This window comes from Flavobacterium sp. GNP002, assembly GCF_054343795.1.
Genome location: NZ_JBTGUW010000001.1, coordinates 403,675 through 419,560, shown reverse-complemented (window position 1 = coordinate 419,560; position 15,886 = coordinate 403,675). Strand labels below are relative to the sequence as shown.

Here is a 15,886-nt window from a genome sequence, read left to right as displayed (position 1 = left end):
ACTCTCAAGGAAACTTGGGAGTTTTTTTGTTTCAATTACAATTTATTTCTGGAGCTGTTTCCTGCTGACCGCTTCAAGCTTTTTCGCACAATTGCTTTTTTCCAAGATAAAAAAGGAGCTTCTTTTAGTCGCTCTTTTTTCTCAGGAAAAATTTGCAATTCCGCTTCAAAAGGCTTTCCACTCCCATCAGGGCTACAAATCAAAAACCAGGATTTCAATTCCTGTTTATTGATTTGGAACAAAATTTTTTTTCGAAAAAAGAAAAGAAACTTAAGTCGAAAATAGGGACAAAATTCAAAAAACAAGGTTAAATTTTATTTTTTGAACGTTAAAATTAAAAAAAAGGTCGTGTTTTTTGATTAAATCTCTTATATTAGCTTTTTTAAAAAAATAGATTTTCAAAGAAGCTTTTTTGATTGTTTTTTAAATCAACCTTCTTTAGAATTTTTATTTTCAGCGCAACAATACATTAGGATTGTACGGCGTTACTATTTCAGCTGCTTTTGCAATTGAAATAAAAATCAACTAGAATTTAAAACGAACACATTCTGACCCTCTTTTTATAAAAGAGATAAGGATTATTTTTACAATTTTTTAAATAAAAAAAGTAAAAAAGCAAACCATAGCGAGATTTAATAATTATATCCCGAAATCGCTGTGTAGAATAAAAATGGGGTAAGTAATTTGAAATAAATGAATATGAGTTTAAGATTAATTGTAACATTGTTTTTATTGAATAGTATCGTTCTTTTTTCTCAGGAAAATACCACGAAGCACACCATCGTAAAAGGAGAAACAATTTCTAGTATTGCGGAGAAATATGATGTTAAACAAAGCGCTATTTTTAAATTAAATCCAAACGCAAAAAAACTCTTAAAACTCAATTCCATTTTATTAATTCCTGTAGCTCCCACAAAAAAGACAAATACTAAATCCAAGGTTGCGACAAACTACTCCGCAAAAGAACATGAAGTTCTTGCCAAAGAAACGCTTTACGGAATTGCAAAAGAATACGGAATCACTGTTAAAGAATTAAATGAACTCAATCCAACATTAGAATCTACAGGATTGAAAATAGGTCAAAAAATTATAATTCCAGCAAACACATCTTCAACGGAAGTAGCTGTTGCGCCTCAAGTCAAAAAGGTTTCTCAAAAACCGGAATTAGTAGTTACTCCTCAAGTAATCGAAACTAAAAAATCCACTACGGAACAAACCACGATAGAAGTACTTCCAAAAGAATCAAAATATTCTATCGCAAGAAAATACGGAATTACAGTTAAAGAATTAGATAAAGCCAATCCAACTATAGGTGCCAAAGCGCTTAGAGTAGGTCAAAAAATAACAATTCCAGGAAATGGAATACCTGTAACAGATGTTGCAGTTGTACCACAACAAAACAAAGAATTGCCAACTCCGGAAGTTATAGTTAGTACTGAATCAGTTAAAGTTGTACCTAAAATAGAAGAAGCTGTTGTTTCTCAGCCGAAAATAGATTTGCCTAAATCAGAAGTAACAGTTGTTTCTCAATCAAGTGAAAAAGTAAGCGCAACTTTAGATAATATTGTTCGTGAGGTGTTGCCAAAAGAAACCAAATATGGTATTGCTAAACAATACGGAATTACGGTTCAGGAATTAGAAAAACAAAATCCATCAGTTAAAAACGGACTTCGAGTAGGTGATAAATTGAACATCAGCGCTAATAACGCACCACTAGAAAATAATGTTATTGTTAGTGCCGATAGCGACATGACGACTACGATTCAAAGCTCTAAAATTGATTTTAACAACACATTAAAACCTACTTTTAATCATGATTTTTTAGATCAATTGATAGAACGTGCTTCAGAAAATATAGGAACCAGATATCGTACTGGAGGAACTTCAAAATCAGGATTTGACTGTTCTGGTTTAATGTGTACAACTTTTGGAGCATTCGATATTAAGTTACCAAGGACATCACATGAGCAATCCAACATTGGAACTAAAATTAACACCGAAGAAGCTCAAAAAGGGGACTTGATTTTCTTTAAAACAAACGGTAGAAGCCAAATTAATCATGTAGGTATGGTGGTAGAAGTTTGTGAGGGAGAAATAAAATTCATTCACTCTTCAGTGAGTAATGGAGTTATTATTTCTTCAACCAAAGAAAAATACTATGAGAAAAATTTCTCCCAAATAAATAGAGTGCTACAATAATTTCTTCGAAAAAATAAAAATATTTATATATAAAACGTTCCAGGATTGGAACGTTTTTTTATGTCTTTTAGATTTTTATTTCTCCTTCATTACCACTTACATAATTAGTTCCTGTAACAACTGATGCCGCCATTTTCAGAAAATTAACCATTTGATTTCCTTTAGTGTCCCAGAAGTATGCACTGCTTGGTTTTACTTTAATAAGCGAAATGTTAGGGTCATTTTTACCTTCTTTAAACCATATATTTACAACGGGAGACCATAGTTCTTCTATTTTTTCTTGATCAGTAACTATTGATGCTTCACCATTTACAACCATATAGCTTCCTTTTCCGGGGTGTGCAAAAAATAATTGAACACTGGAATCTTGCTCAATTTCTTTGTTTTTTTCACTGTCTTTTTCGCTAAAGAACCAAATATTTCCTTTCTCGCATACTTTTACCGCTCCCATAGGTCTGGTGGTTGCTCCATCATTCGTTTTGAGATTGGTACAAAAAAGACAAGTGTTGATTTCTTCAACTAGGCTTTTAAGTTTATCTATTCCTTCAACTGTATGTTCATTTGCTTGATCACTCATAATCCTAAGTTTTATTTCGATTGTTAGACTCTGTAAATTCTTTTACAAAGTTGGCAAACAAAACAGTAAAAAGGATTACACAATTCAGAGTAAAAGTTTCAACTTTCACATATTGATGGCATAAGTAGCTGTTAATTCAATAAATACAACTTCCGTAGGATATAAATTAAAAGGGAATTAGCTGAATTAGGTTATTTTTCAACACTGTTAATTTCAATCCAATAGCCATCTGGATCCTGGATGTATACTTGTTTGATTCCGTCAGCTCTAACGGTTATCGTATCAAGTTTCCCCGGCCAGTCAGAATAGGTAATGCTGAGGTTTTGCAGCTTAGTGATTAAAGCATCAAAATTAGTGACTTTAAACGCAAGATGTACTGCTTTGTTTATCGTAACAGGCCCTTTAATAGTGGAAACTAAATGTAGTTCTTTGCCATCACCTAATGAAACCCAACGAATGCCTTCCTTTCTTGTAAGATTTGTGATTTCAGAAAGTTTCAAAACGTTAGTATAGAAATCAACGGAACGATCTAAGTCTTTTACAGAAAGTGCCATGTGATCCAATTTCAAAGCAAAAGAGTTCGCATTCTGGGCATAAAGTGTTCCAGCGAAAACAAAAACAATCAGGAATGCGGTTATTTTTTTCATGGTTAATTTGATTCGTGTTTTACTAAAATAGTATTTGTTGTTTTGTCGTTAAAATTAATTTTTACCAAGAATATCATTTATCACTTTGATTGATTCCGCTGTTGTACTGGTATTGGTGTTTATGGCTAGACTATTATTGTTGTATGGCCTGTAAATATTTATATTTGGACGAGAAAATAAGCCCACTGTAGGTGTTAGTGAAGCACTGGCCAAATGCATAATCCCACTGTCGGCACCAATGAAAATTTCAGTATTGGCAATTACAGAACCAATTTCTCTAATGTCTTTACTATAAAATGTAGGTGCTTTAAATCCTATTTGTGAAATATTTTCTACCGGTAAAACCTCTAAAATATTATAATCTTCATATTTTGTTTTTAATTGCTCATAAAATTCTTCCCACCATGTTTCTGAGTAGCATTTGTCGTCCGTTGCATAAGTGAAAATAGCAATAGTTTTTTTGTCATTAGGAACTATTTTGTCTACTATTTTTTTGCCTTCAGCTAGTTCAGCAACGCTTAATTTAAGATCTAATGGTGGAACAGGATTTTCATTTTTTGGGAACCCTAATTTGGTCAAAAAACTTCTAAATTCGTACACGGGATATTTTGCAATATGCTCATAATCGGTGTGTTTCAATTGAATTGTTTCGTCGGCTTCACCAAAAAACTTATATTTTGCATCAGCAAACTGTGCAGACAATCTTCCTGATGAAGAACCTTTGTCCACGTTGATGACAATGTCATATTTTTGCTTTTTGATTTTCACCCAAACCTTGAAATAGTCGATGAAATTTTTGAAAGGCTTTTTTGGAAGTTCAATGATGTAATTGATGTTGGTATAATTTTCAAATACAATTGGTGCCAAACCTCCTTTTACAAACAAATCAATTTTACATTCAGGAAAAGTTGCTATTACTTCCTGAACCAGTGGCGTGATTAGCAATAGGTTGCCTAATCTATGATTGGGTCTGGAAATTAAAACTCTTTTGATTTCAATTTTTTGAGTCAAATCTATATCTTGATTCTTCTGGGAACTGCCGATATTTTTAGTAAGGCTTCGTGTTAAAATCCTTCGGAATACATTTACTTTTTTTAAGATACTCATGCTTTTAAAATATTATATAGTATTGAAATCATTTTTAAATATAAAATTGAAAAGGTCTGTTTTTATTCTTTTTTACAGAACATAAAATAAATAACACCATCCAAAACGGATTACCTAACGGGCAAATATACAATATAGAAGCTAATAATATTTGTAGCTTCTTATAATATACTTTATTCTTAAGCATTGGATATGTAAATAAAAACGGCACATAAAGTGAAGCTGTATTTTTGCAATTAATTTGATTGTGATGTTCTTCAATAGTTGGATAATTTTATGCAGAATTTCCTCTTTTTTGATTGTGCCAAATTGTGAGATATTCAAAAATTTCCAATTTATAATTTCTTTTAGTGGCCTCCGATTGCTTCTAATTTAAGGTAGCATAAAATAGAATTAATGTAAATTACGTTTTGGAATCGTAAAAAAGAGCATCAAAGCAAAGAGGTCCTGAAATATTTTGCAATCTTTGAGCTCTAAAAAAATTAAAGCATTATGAGCAAGACAAAACTAACAATCAATCGCAATGGTTCTATAAAAATAGAAGGCGATTTCGAAATAACAGACTGTGAAGGTAAAACATACGGATTAGAAGGAAGAACGGCTTTAGGTCTTTGCCGTTGCGGATTGTCAGCAAACAAACCTTTTTGTGATGGTTCCCACCGCAACGGTTTTGAGCATGAATCAGCTGCATTTGACTTGCCACCAGTGAAAACGAAGTAATCTCGTTCTCTAATTCCATTAAACAAAAAAGCTACATTCCTAAAGATGTAGCTTTTTTGTTTATTATTTGAACCAATTAAAATCAATGGTTTATTCGCTGGATGTACTACTATTCAATTATCACTTATTTTTCAAACTGCTGATAATCGCCATCACATCTTGATCGCCTAATCCTTCTTTTTCTGCTGCAGCATAACTATCGTACAATGGATGAATCAACGGAGAATCGAGTCCGGCTTCTTTGGCCAGCCTTAAATCTTTGACTAAATGTTTCAAAGCAAATGCTGCTGGATAGGAATCATTCAGAATGGAAGGTGTTTTGATATTCGTAATGCCGTTGCCGCAAGCGCCTTGATTGATGATGTTGAGCATGTCTTCTTTACTCACGCCGTTTTTCTCCGCAAATAAAACCGTTTCGGCTATGCCTTGAAGATTCAATCCTAACAAGTAATTGATGGCTAACTTAGCCGAACTGGCCACGCCAGGTTCGCCTACTTGAATGGCAATTTTACCCAAAACGTCAAATATGGGTTTGGCTAATTCGTAATCTTCAGTTGATGCGCCTACAAGAATGACCAAAGTTCCGTCTTGTGCCGGTTTTACACTTCCAGAAACAGGAGCATCTATAAAATGTACGTTATGTTGGTTGCAAATGGTGTTTAAATAACGCGAGGTTTCCGGAGCAACTGTACTCATATTGATGATGGTTTTGCCAGAATTGGTTTTAGACAATAAACCTGTTGGTCCCTCAAAAACTTCTTTTACGGCTGCGTCATTGGATAACATCGTCAAAACTACGTCACAAGTTTCCATTAGTTCTTGCAAACTGTTTGCTGATTTTGCTCCTGCAGCCAGTAATGGCGTTTCTTTATCTTTGGTACGATTGAAGACAGTTACTTCAAAACCTTCTTTGAGTAGGTTCATCACCATTGGATTTCCCATGTTGCCAAGTCCCGTCCATCCTAATTTTAATGTATTCATAGCTTTTGTGTTATTTATTTTGTTAGCTCATTGTAGGGCACAGTTTGCAAAACGACGCTAACGATTGTGGCATATCAGCGCGGTCGGGTTTTGACTTATTTAGTAGTTAATGAATGTAATTTATTTAGTTTTATTTATGTTTGAAATTACTCCAGCAATTATTAATGCAAATCCAATAAAGACTAACGATAATCCAGTCCATGATAAAAAACGATTATTATAAAGTTTATATAACATAATTGCAATCCCAAAGCATTGTAAAACAAGTCCAAATATTGTTAAGGTATATTTTTTCAAAAATTAAATTTTTTAAGGTTTCTTTTTTTTTCTCTATCCGCTAACGTCCCTGCGCATCAAGCAGTTTGCAACTTACGAAAATGAGTGCTTTCGGCTATACGAAATATGAATTAAAAACGATAATTCCACTGAATTTGCAAATTGTGCGAGACGTGTGTTGCAGGGCGTAGCAATATGTGTTAAACTTTTCAATTTCTATAATTTTTCCGCAAAGTATTTTCATTTGTACAAAGATTGATTTGAGTATTTTCTACTTTGAAAGCAGTTTTTTTTAACTTTTTCGAGAGTTAAATTTCTCTTTTCAACAAAATTATTTTTGCGATTAGTTCAGCTAAACGTTTCTAATTTTCGCAAAGTATTTTTCAGATTAAGTTCAGCTAAGTTTTACTTTTATTAATCAGTATAGTTTTTTCTGTAAGCATTGAAAACGATAAAAGTATTTAAAAACCAAAATGTTCTGAAAACCCACACGTTAATTAAAATTCCAAAAAACGTTTTAGGATCGTAGTAAAAAAGTGAATCAATAAATATTATTAATGATATTATTCCGCCAATTAAAAAAAAGTTTTTCTTATTCATAAATTTGTTTTTTTGGGTTTATCCTCGATTTTCCTCAGCTATGCCCTGTAACTTAATATATAGGCGAAACAAACCTTCGTATATACACCCAAATATGGGTGGCTTGGCGAAACTTTATTTCATTCTTTATTTTCTCAAATATATTAAATTTTTCTTACAAATTTTCTCGAAAAGAATAAACGTTATAGATATTGTGGTTTGCGTGAGGGAGGGAAGCGGCATCCTTTATTTTCTTTCTTTAAGAAAATAAAGATACAGCGGACCGCCCGACCCAAAGTGGCGAGGAGGAACGACAAAGCTGCTGCAGGGGCACGCCCAAAGGAACGATCACACTCTTCACAGCTCACCATTCACTTTTCACGTCCTTTTCATGAAATTTCCAAAAAAAGTATATCTTTAGCCAACTAAAACCAAAACCCCAAAACCAAAAAATATGGAAGACCAAAAACCAGACGATTTTAAAAGAGAATTAGGATTACTTGACGGAACCATGCTTGTGGTGGGTTCTATGATAGGTTCCGGGATATTTATTGTGAGCTCGGATATGGTTCGCCAGTTGGGATCTGCCGGTTGGTTGATTGCTATGTGGGTGCTTACGGGCGCTATTACGGTGATTGCCGCCGTGAGTTATGGCGAGTTGAGCGCGATGTTTCCTAAAGCGGGTGGTCAATATGTGTACATTAAGGAAGCGTATGGGAAACTAGTGGGTTTCTTGTACGGTTGGAGCTTTTTTGCCGTGATTCAAACGGGTACTATTGCTGCTGTGGGTGTGGCTTTTGCCAAATTTGCCGCCTATTTGTATGCGCCTTTAAGTGATAAGAATATTTTATATGAGATTGGGGATTTCAAACTCAATGCGGCACAGATTGTTTCTATTTTTACGATTATTTTACTGAGTTATGTGAACAGTCGCGGGGTGAAAAACTCGAAGATTTTACAAACGGTGCTTACGGTAGTCAAAGTGCTCTCGCTAGCGGGTTTGATTGTTTTTGGTTTTATTGCTGCGGATGGAGCAGTGTGGGATGCGAATTGGGCCAACGCTTGGTCAGCTCAAAGCCTGAATGTAGATACTGGCGAGTGGTTGCCTATAGGTGGTTTGGCATTAATTAGTGGTATTTCGGCGGCCTTTGTGGGTTCGCAATTTTCGAGCGTGGCTTGGGAAGGGGTGACCTTTATTGCGGGTGAAATTAAAAACCCAAAACGCAATGTGGGTTTGAGTTTGTTTTTAGGAACTTTGATTGTAAGTGTAATTTATATTTTAGCCAATGTGATGTACTTGGCAGTAGTGCCTTTGTTTAATATTGCTACTGCCGAATCTGATCGTGTGGCGGTGGTGGCTTCGCAAACTATTTTTGGATCGGTGGGAACTTTAATTATTGCCGTGATGATTATGATTTCGACTTTTGCGTGTAACAATGGTTTGATTATGGCTGGTGCTAGGGTTTATTATACGATGGCTCAGGATGGTTTGTTTTTTAAGAAAGCGGCGCAACTGAATAAAGCAAGTGTTCCTGCATGGTCTATTTGGGCACAATGTCTTTGGGCTTCTGCTTTGTGTTTGACGGGTAAATACGGTGATTTACTTGATTTTGTGGTAATTATTGTTTTGATATTTTACATCTTAACCATTTATGGGATTTTTATTTTACGTAGAAAAATGCCAAATGCAGAGCGTCCGTATAAGGCCTTTGGTTATCCGGTACTGCCAGCGCTGTACATTTTAATTACGGTGGCAATTTGCATGGCGTTATTGTATACAAAACCAACTACATGTGGATGGGGCGTTTTGATTATGCTAATAGGTATTCCAGTGTATTATTTGACAAAAGCTAAGGAGTAGTTTTTTTAGTTGTGAGTAGTGAATAGTGAGTAGTGAATGGTGAGTTGAAAATTTTCGGATATTAAATCGAATTTTTAAATTTGATTTTTTTAAAATCAATGAAAATCTGTTCAATCCGTGTCATCAGCGTTCCAATTCAGTACAACACTGACAAATTAACACATAAAAAAATCCGTCTCGTTTTGATAACGCGACGGATTTTCTATTTAATTCAGGCTGGGTTGCTGTTTTCTTCAATCTCAATCTAAAAACTAAAAAACTAAAAATTACAATCTGCAACCATCAACCTGTAATCTATAGGCTAGTAATACGTAAAACGTCTTACTTTAGCAATGTATTTTGCTAATCGGATTACTTGGTGGCTGTATCCGTATTCGTTATCGTACCAAATGTATAACACTATGTTTTTTCCATCGGCAGAGACGATTGTGGCATTACTGTCATAAATAGCAGGAGCTGATGTTCCCACGATATCCGAAGAAACCAATTCGTTGTTCAAAGAATATTTGATTTGCTCTACCAATTCGCCTTCCAAAGCGTATTTTTTCATGATGGCATTGATATCTTTAACGGATGTTTTTTTAGATACTTCCAAATTCAAGACTACCAATGAACCGTTAGGAACTGGCACCCGAATCGCATTTGAGGTTAATTTTCCTTCCAATGACGGCAATGCTTTTGCAACAGCACTTCCAGCACCCGTTTCGGTAATCACCATATTTAAGGCTGCAGCTCTACCACGACGGTATTTTTTGTGCATATTATCCACAAGATTCTGGTCGTTTGTATACGCATGGATGGTCTCCAGATGTCCTTTGACAACTCCTAAAGTATCTTCAACAGCTTTCAATATTGGTGTAATTGCATTGGTAGTACAAGATGCCGCTGAAAAAATATTGATTTCATCCGGATTGTATTCGTTATGGTTTACACCATGAACAATATTAGGAACTCCTTTTCCTGGAGCGGTAAGCAATACTTTATCCACACCTTTGGAAACCAAATGTCTACTTAATGCTTCGTGCGTGGTAAAAGCGCCAGTGTTGTCAATAACCAATGCATTATCGATTCCAAAAAGCGTATAATCAATTTCTTCCGGTCCGTTTGCTGTAATAATGTGAACGGTTGTCCCGTTGATAATCAAAGCATTGTTTTCAGGATCAGCAGTTACTGAACCTTGAAAATCACCGTGAATAGAATCGTATCGCAATAAAGAAGCTCTTTTTTCTAGAGAAGTAGCATCATTTTTATCGCGTGTCACGATAGCGCGCAATCGCATTTGACTTCCTTTTCCGGTTTTAGACATTAATTCTCTGGCTAATAATCGACCAATGCGCCCAAAACCATATAGCACAACATCTTTCGGTTGAATGTCCTCAGAGTCTTTTGCGTTTTTCAATTTATCAATTACGAAATATTTGGCGTCTGGATATTTATCTTCTTCTAAACCATATTCATACGTTAGTTTACCAATATCCAATTTAGCAGGTGGTAAATTCAATTCTAAAATAGCCTTTGCAATTTTAACCGAATCAAAAACTGAAATGGGTTTGCCTACAAATTCAGCAGCATATTCATGCAGGTTGATAATGTCGCTGACATTTCTATCAATTAATTGATTTCGAAATAAAACCATTTCTATGGATTTATCATACCATAAATCGCTGATAATTTTAATCAGTTTTACTCCTGCACGTCGCCTGTCGGCTTGAAAAGTAACTTCTTTTTCGTATAAAGTTGTGGTTGCCATGTTGAAAATTTAATGAAAATAAGTAATTGTATTTTTTAAAATTTGCGCAAAAGTACCCATTTCAATCGATTTCGTAACGTATTTTATGAATTATTTATAAAATAAAAAAGCCATCTTGTTTTTTCAAGATGGCTTTGGTTTTTTAAAGCGGGGATGCGTTAGAGAATCACACGCATAATTTCTCCGTTTTTATTAATCATTTCGATACGTACCGTTTGGCTTTCCTCTTTTTTACTTAAAAGTTTAGAAACGGTTTCCACATCAGTAGCTTTTACATTATCAATACTCAAGATAATATTTCCTATTAACTCGTCTTCGTATTGTTTCAAGTTTTGGCTGCTTATGGATTTGATTCGTACACCGTAATCAATTTTAAACTTCTTTTTGTCAGCAGCTTCAATGTTCTCTAATTCGATGCCTTTGAATTCCGCATTGAAAAATTCATTTTTGCTTAAAACTACTGGAACCACTCTTGTTTTTCCATCTCTGATATAGGTAACCTGAACTTTATCATTCGGTCTTTTCGTATTGATGTACCCAGAAAGATCCGCAAAAGTTGCCACATTTTGTTCGTCTAATTTGATGATGACATCGCCTTTTTCAAGTCCTGATTTTTCGGCACCGGAATTTTTAGTTACTTTATTAATGTAAAATCCTTGCGTTTGTGTTATACCTAATTCTTTTGAACTAATGCTGTTCAATTCGCCTCCTTCAACACCAAGAATTCCACGTTGCACATTTCCAAATTCCATTAAATCTTCAATTATTTTTCGGGCAATATTCGAAGGAACTGCAAACGAATAACCTACATAAGAACCAGTCATGGAGGAAATCATTGTGTTGATTCCTATCAGCTCACCACGCGTGTTGACTAACGCTCCACCACTGTTTCCTGGATTCACCGCAGCATCTGTTTGTATGAAAGATTGGATTCCGCTGGTGTCTAAATCTCTGGCTTTTGCCGAAACAATTCCGGCTGTTACCGTGGACGTTAAATTATACGGATTACCGACAGCCAAAACCCATTCACCAATTTTAACCGAATCAGAATTAGCGAAAACAGTATACGGTAATTTCTCGTTTGCGTCAATTTTCAATAAAGCAATGTCCATTTTAGAATCGGTTCCAATGAGTTTTGCCACATATGATTTTTTGTTATTTAAGGTAATTTCAATCTCTGATGCACCTTTAATTACGTGATTATTGGTTACGATATAACCGTCTTCAGAAATGATAACTCCAGAACCTGTTCCGACTTGTTCCTGGGATTGCCCGCCTTTATACCCATAAAAATATTCTAAAATGGGATTCGTAATCGTTCTGCGGGAGACGTTTTTTACGTGTACAACCGTATGAATAGTTTTTTCTGCAGCCTCAGTAAAATCAAGTACTTCCGATGATAAACCCACTTTCTTACCGTAAGAATCGGATGCCGTTGTGACTCCTGAATTTTTATCATTAGAAAAATATCCATTGGTGTCAAATAATAATTTGTATGAACCTAGTGTTACTACTCCGCTCAACAGGGAAACCATAAATAGTGTTGAAAATTTTTTCATAATTAAATTCGTTTATTAAGATATTTACCCGTAAAAATAAAACTAAAATTGATTCGGAAAATGTAGTTTAACGCTCTTTAACAATGATTAACATTTCATTAATAGTTCGTACTTTTGTTGTACTCAATACAAATTAAAATGCAACTAGAATTTTATAAATACCAAGGAACAGGAAATGATTTTGTGATGATTGATAATCGTTCGGAATTTTTTCCAAAGGAGAATACACAACTTATTGAGCGTTTATGCGACAGACGTTTTGGAATAGGTGGCGATGGGCTGATTTTATTGGAAAATGACACGATTGCTTCGAATCTCGCAACGGCCACCGATTTCAAAATGGTCTATTACAACTCAGATGGAAACCAAAGTTCCATGTGTGGTAACGGAGGAAGATGTTTAGTGGCTTTCGCCAAAAAGCTGAACGTAATCGAGAACGAAACTACTTTCATAGCAACAGATGGTTTGCACCACGCGACAATTGGCGATGACGGATTGGTTTCACTTCAAATGATTGATGTTGAAGAGGTAAAAGTGAGTTCGGATCATGTGTTTCTAAATACGGGTTCGCCACATCATGTGCAATTGGTAGACGATTTAGAGAATTACAATATAAAAGAAAACGGAGCGGCCATTCGATATGGAGATTTATACGGCAAAGCAGGAAGCAACATCAATTTTGTCAAACAAATTGATGACACCACTTTTTCGCTACGAACTTACGAAAGAGGAGTTGAAGATGAAACGCTTTCTTGCGGAACAGGCGCTACAGCAGTTGCAATTGCAATGAATGTTTTAGGAAAAACGGATGCTTCTTCTATTGATTTGAATGTAGAAGGCGGAAAATTAGTCGTTTCTTTTGACAAAAAAGATGGGCAGTTTACCCATGTTTTTCTGAAAGGACCAGCGGAATTTGTATTTAAAGGAACGATTGAGATTTAAACAAATTCTAATTCAAAGATGAAAACATTAAAAGGCGACAATATCTATATTCGTGCATTAGAACCCAATGATTTGGAGTTTGTGTATGCGATAGAAAATGACCAGAGTATTTGGGAAGTCAGTAATACACATACGCCTTACAGCCGATTTTTAGTCAAGCAATATTTAGAAAATGCCCATCAGGATATTTATGAGGCCAAGCAATTGCGATTGGCTATTTGTCAGGATCAGGATTTCCCCGCTTTGGGTTTAATCGATTTATTTGATTTTGATCCAAAGAATAACAGGGCAGGAGTAGGTATTGTTATCCAGGACAATAAAAACCGAAAACAGAATATTGGTTCGGAAGCTTTGGAGTTATTAATCGAATATGCTTTTTGTAATCTTAATTTACACCAATTATATGCAAATATAGGAACCGAAAATGAAGCTAGTAAAGCACTTTTTACTAAATTTGGATTCGAAATTATAGGCGTGAAAAAAGATTGGACCTTTGTGAACGGCGTCTATAAAGACGAAGCTATTTTTCAATTAATCAATACTAAATTTTAAATTTTTTAGTTTTGAATCAGTACCGTTTCAAAATCAAATGAATAGGAAGAATGACACTGTTGTGATTCCATAAAAAAAATAATACCACATATGAATATTAAAAAAATTATCACCATTGCTTCTGTTGTTTTAATATCAATATTAATGATTTATGGATTAATATTATTAAAACAGATTTTTTCTGCCAACACAAAATTTACCGATAAAGAAGTCTATGTATATGTTCCAACGGATTCTAAATACGAAGATGTAAAGAAAATAATTGCACCGTATGTTGAGGATATGGAGCGTTTTGAAATGGTGGCTAATAAGAGAGGCTATTCTGAAAATGTAATTCCGGGTCGTTTTCTTTTCACAAAAGGGATGAACAGTTATGAATTAGTAAAAACCTTGAGACTTAATTCGCCTGTGAAATTGGCATTCAATAATCAGGAACGAGTGGAGAATTTAGCCGGACGTGTAGGTTCTCAAATAGAAGCCGACAGTTTGTCTTTGTTGAATTCCTTCAAAGATTCTATTTTCTTGAAAGAAAACGGGTTCAATGAAGAGAATGTTTTGGTACTATTTATTCCTAATACCTATGAGATTTATTGGAATACTACGGCTGAAAAGTTCCGCGATAAAATGATCAAAGAATACCGTAATTTTTGGAATAAAGAAAGAGTTGCCAAAGCGCAAAAACAAGGATTAACTCCAATAGAAGCTACTATTCTGGCTTCAATCGTACACAAAGAATCCGTTAAAAAAGACGAAAGACCAAGAATTGCCGGTGTGTACTTGAATCGTTTAAGAGCTGCAATGCCTTTGCAAGCAGATCCAACCGTTATTTTTGCGATAAAAAAGAAATCAAATGATTTTGACCAAGTCATCAAAAGAGTTTTTTACAATGATTTGACGATGAGTCATCCCTACAATACGTATATGAATGTAGGTCTTCCTCCCGGGCCTATCGCGATGCCTGATATTACTGCATTAGAGGCTGTTTTAGATCCTGAGAAAAATAATTTCATTTATTTCTGTGCCAGTGTGGAGCGTTTTGGATACCATGAGTTTGCCGCTACATTAGAAGAACACAATAAAAACGCCAAAAAATATTCCGATTGGATCAACAGCCAAGGCGTAAAAAGATAGTTTTGGGGCGGAATAAAAAAGCTATTTTTTTACTGCTGTTTTGGATGATTTTCCAAAGTGGTTTTTCACAAAACACATCGGATAGTTTCTTTAAACCGTCCGATTCTCTAGACATTAAAAGGCAAAATGCAGTTGTTATTTCCGAAGCAGTTTTGGCTACGGGAACTTTAATTGCTTTGAATCAAGCTTGGTATGCTGAGTATCCCAAATCTGATTTTCATTTTATAAATGACAATTCAGAGTGGCTCCAAATGGATAAAGCAGGGCATGTGTTTTCGTCGTATCATTTGGGACGATTTGGTGCCGAAATGCTACAATGGAGCGGAGCCAATAAAAAAAATCAATTGCTGTACGGAGCTGGCTTAGGCTTTGCGTTTTTAACTGCAGTTGAGGTTTTAGATGGCTATTCCTCTGAATGGGGTGCTTCGCTGGGTGATGTTGTGGCAAATGCTTCTGGAACAGCTTTATATGTTTCACAAGAATTAATCTGGAAGGAACAACGTATTACGCCTAAATTCTCTTATCATACTACAAAATATGCCAATTACAGACCTGAGGTTTTAGGAAGTTCATTTACAGAGAACATTCTAAAAGATTACAATGGACAAACCTATTGGCTTTCGGTCAATTTACATTCTTTTGCTAAAGGCTCAAAAATACCCAAATGGCTCAACTTGGCCTTGGGTTATGGGGCTGATGGTATGATAACCGGAAATAAAGAAGATAATACCCCTATTTTAACTTCAAATCCACAAAGATTCAGACAATTTTATCTGAGTTTGGATGTAGATTTTACAAAAATTAAGACAAAATCCCACTTTTTGAAGACCGTTTTCTCCGTTTTTAATACGGTTAAAATTCCTGCACCGACAATCGAATTTGTGCACTTTAACGATATAAAATACCACTTCATCTATTTTTAGAAAAGTTTAACTGCTTGATTATCAGTATAATTATTTTTGTTGTATCTTTGCGCATAGAAATTTCTTAACGGGACAGCGTTTT

General features: G+C 34.9%; 15 protein-coding genes. 7 read left to right on the top strand and 8 right to left on the bottom strand.

The features are described 5' to 3' along the window. Positions 1 to 35 precede the first annotated feature (35 nt). The gene (locus ACXX80_RS01935) at positions 36 to 218 is read right to left on the bottom strand and encodes a hypothetical protein (RefSeq protein WP_417992454.1); all 183 of its coding nucleotides are present in this window, start codon (positions 216 to 218) and stop codon (positions 36 to 38) included. Positions 219 to 699: 481 nt separating this feature from the next. Between ACXX80_RS01935 and ACXX80_RS01930 the strand changes: the two genes are divergently transcribed. Then, on the top strand, positions 700 to 2,199 hold the full coding sequence (locus ACXX80_RS01930) for a LysM peptidoglycan-binding domain-containing protein (RefSeq protein ID WP_458551769.1): 1,500 nt from the start codon (positions 700 to 702) through the stop codon (positions 2,197 to 2,199). 67 nt (positions 2,200 to 2,266) lie between these two features. On the opposite strand, the gene ACXX80_RS01925 is transcribed toward ACXX80_RS01930, so the two are convergent. The 3 genes from ACXX80_RS01925 to ACXX80_RS01915 form a co-directional block, all read right to left on the bottom strand. Beyond that, positions 2,267 to 2,776, bottom strand: coding sequence for a pyridoxamine 5'-phosphate oxidase family protein (locus tag ACXX80_RS01925; RefSeq protein WP_417979688.1), 510 nt, complete (start codon positions 2,774 to 2,776; stop codon positions 2,267 to 2,269). A gap of 191 nt (positions 2,777 to 2,967) precedes the next feature. Next, positions 2,968 to 3,423, bottom strand: coding sequence for a VOC family protein (locus ACXX80_RS01920; protein ID WP_458551768.1), 456 nt, complete (start codon positions 3,421 to 3,423; stop codon positions 2,968 to 2,970). Positions 3,424 to 3,477: 54 nt separating this feature from the next. Then, positions 3,478 to 4,530 (bottom strand): glycosyltransferase family 9 protein, encoded by a 1,053-nt coding sequence (locus ACXX80_RS01915; protein ID WP_458551767.1) that lies wholly within the window; start codon positions 4,528 to 4,530, stop codon positions 3,478 to 3,480. 492 nt (positions 4,531 to 5,022) lie between these two features. On the opposite strand from ACXX80_RS01915, the gene ACXX80_RS01910 reads away from it, so the two are divergent. After that, on the top strand, positions 5,023 to 5,250 hold the full coding sequence (locus tag ACXX80_RS01910) for a CDGSH iron-sulfur domain-containing protein (protein WP_113665273.1): 228 nt from the start codon (positions 5,023 to 5,025) through the stop codon (positions 5,248 to 5,250). Positions 5,251 to 5,370: 120 nt separating this feature from the next. On the opposite strand, the gene ACXX80_RS01905 is transcribed toward ACXX80_RS01910, so the two are convergent. Beyond that, positions 5,371 to 6,231, bottom strand: coding sequence for an NAD(P)-dependent oxidoreductase (locus ACXX80_RS01905; protein ID WP_458551766.1), 861 nt, complete (start codon positions 6,229 to 6,231; stop codon positions 5,371 to 5,373). Between the two features lie 120 nt (positions 6,232 to 6,351). Then, positions 6,352 to 6,528, bottom strand: a complete 177-nt coding sequence (locus ACXX80_RS01900) for a hypothetical protein (protein ID WP_315207341.1) — start codon at positions 6,526 to 6,528, stop codon at positions 6,352 to 6,354. 1,012 nt (positions 6,529 to 7,540) lie between these two features. Here ACXX80_RS01900 and ACXX80_RS01895 point away from each other — a divergent pair. Further along, entirely contained in the window at positions 7,541 to 8,947 is a 1,407-nt protein-coding gene (locus tag ACXX80_RS01895) for an APC family permease (RefSeq protein WP_417950389.1), read from the top strand. Positions 8,948 to 9,248: 301 nt separating this feature from the next. Here ACXX80_RS01895 and ACXX80_RS01890 read toward each other — a convergent pair whose 3' ends face one another. Together ACXX80_RS01890 and ACXX80_RS01885 are read right to left on the bottom strand one after the other, a co-directional pair. After that, on the bottom strand, positions 9,249 to 10,697 hold the full coding sequence (locus ACXX80_RS01890; protein WP_458551765.1) for a glyceraldehyde-3-phosphate dehydrogenase: 1,449 nt from the start codon (positions 10,695 to 10,697) through the stop codon (positions 9,249 to 9,251). Positions 10,698 to 10,855: 158 nt separating this feature from the next. Then, positions 10,856 to 12,256, bottom strand: a complete 1,401-nt coding sequence (locus ACXX80_RS01885; protein ID WP_458551764.1) for a S1C family serine protease — start codon at positions 12,254 to 12,256, stop codon at positions 10,856 to 10,858. Positions 12,257 to 12,394: 138 nt separating this feature from the next. On the opposite strand from ACXX80_RS01885, the gene dapF reads away from it, so the two are divergent. From dapF to ACXX80_RS01865, 4 genes are all read left to right on the top strand, one after another. Further along, positions 12,395 to 13,198, top strand: coding sequence for a diaminopimelate epimerase (gene dapF, locus ACXX80_RS01880; RefSeq protein WP_458551763.1), 804 nt, complete (start codon positions 12,395 to 12,397; stop codon positions 13,196 to 13,198). Positions 13,199 to 13,216: 18 nt separating this feature from the next. Continuing rightward, a complete protein-coding gene (locus ACXX80_RS01875) occupies positions 13,217 to 13,750 on the top strand; it encodes a GNAT family N-acetyltransferase (protein ID WP_458551762.1) in 534 nt (177 codons plus the stop codon). Positions 13,751 to 13,840: 90 nt separating this feature from the next. Then, a complete protein-coding gene (mltG, locus tag ACXX80_RS01870) occupies positions 13,841 to 14,881 on the top strand; it encodes an endolytic transglycosylase MltG (protein WP_417953457.1) in 1,041 nt (346 codons plus the stop codon). Between the two features lie 44 nt (positions 14,882 to 14,925). Then, on the top strand, positions 14,926 to 15,804 hold the full coding sequence (locus tag ACXX80_RS01865; protein WP_458554068.1) for a DUF2279 domain-containing protein: 879 nt from the start codon (positions 14,926 to 14,928) through the stop codon (positions 15,802 to 15,804). Positions 15,805 to 15,886 lie beyond the last annotated feature (82 nt).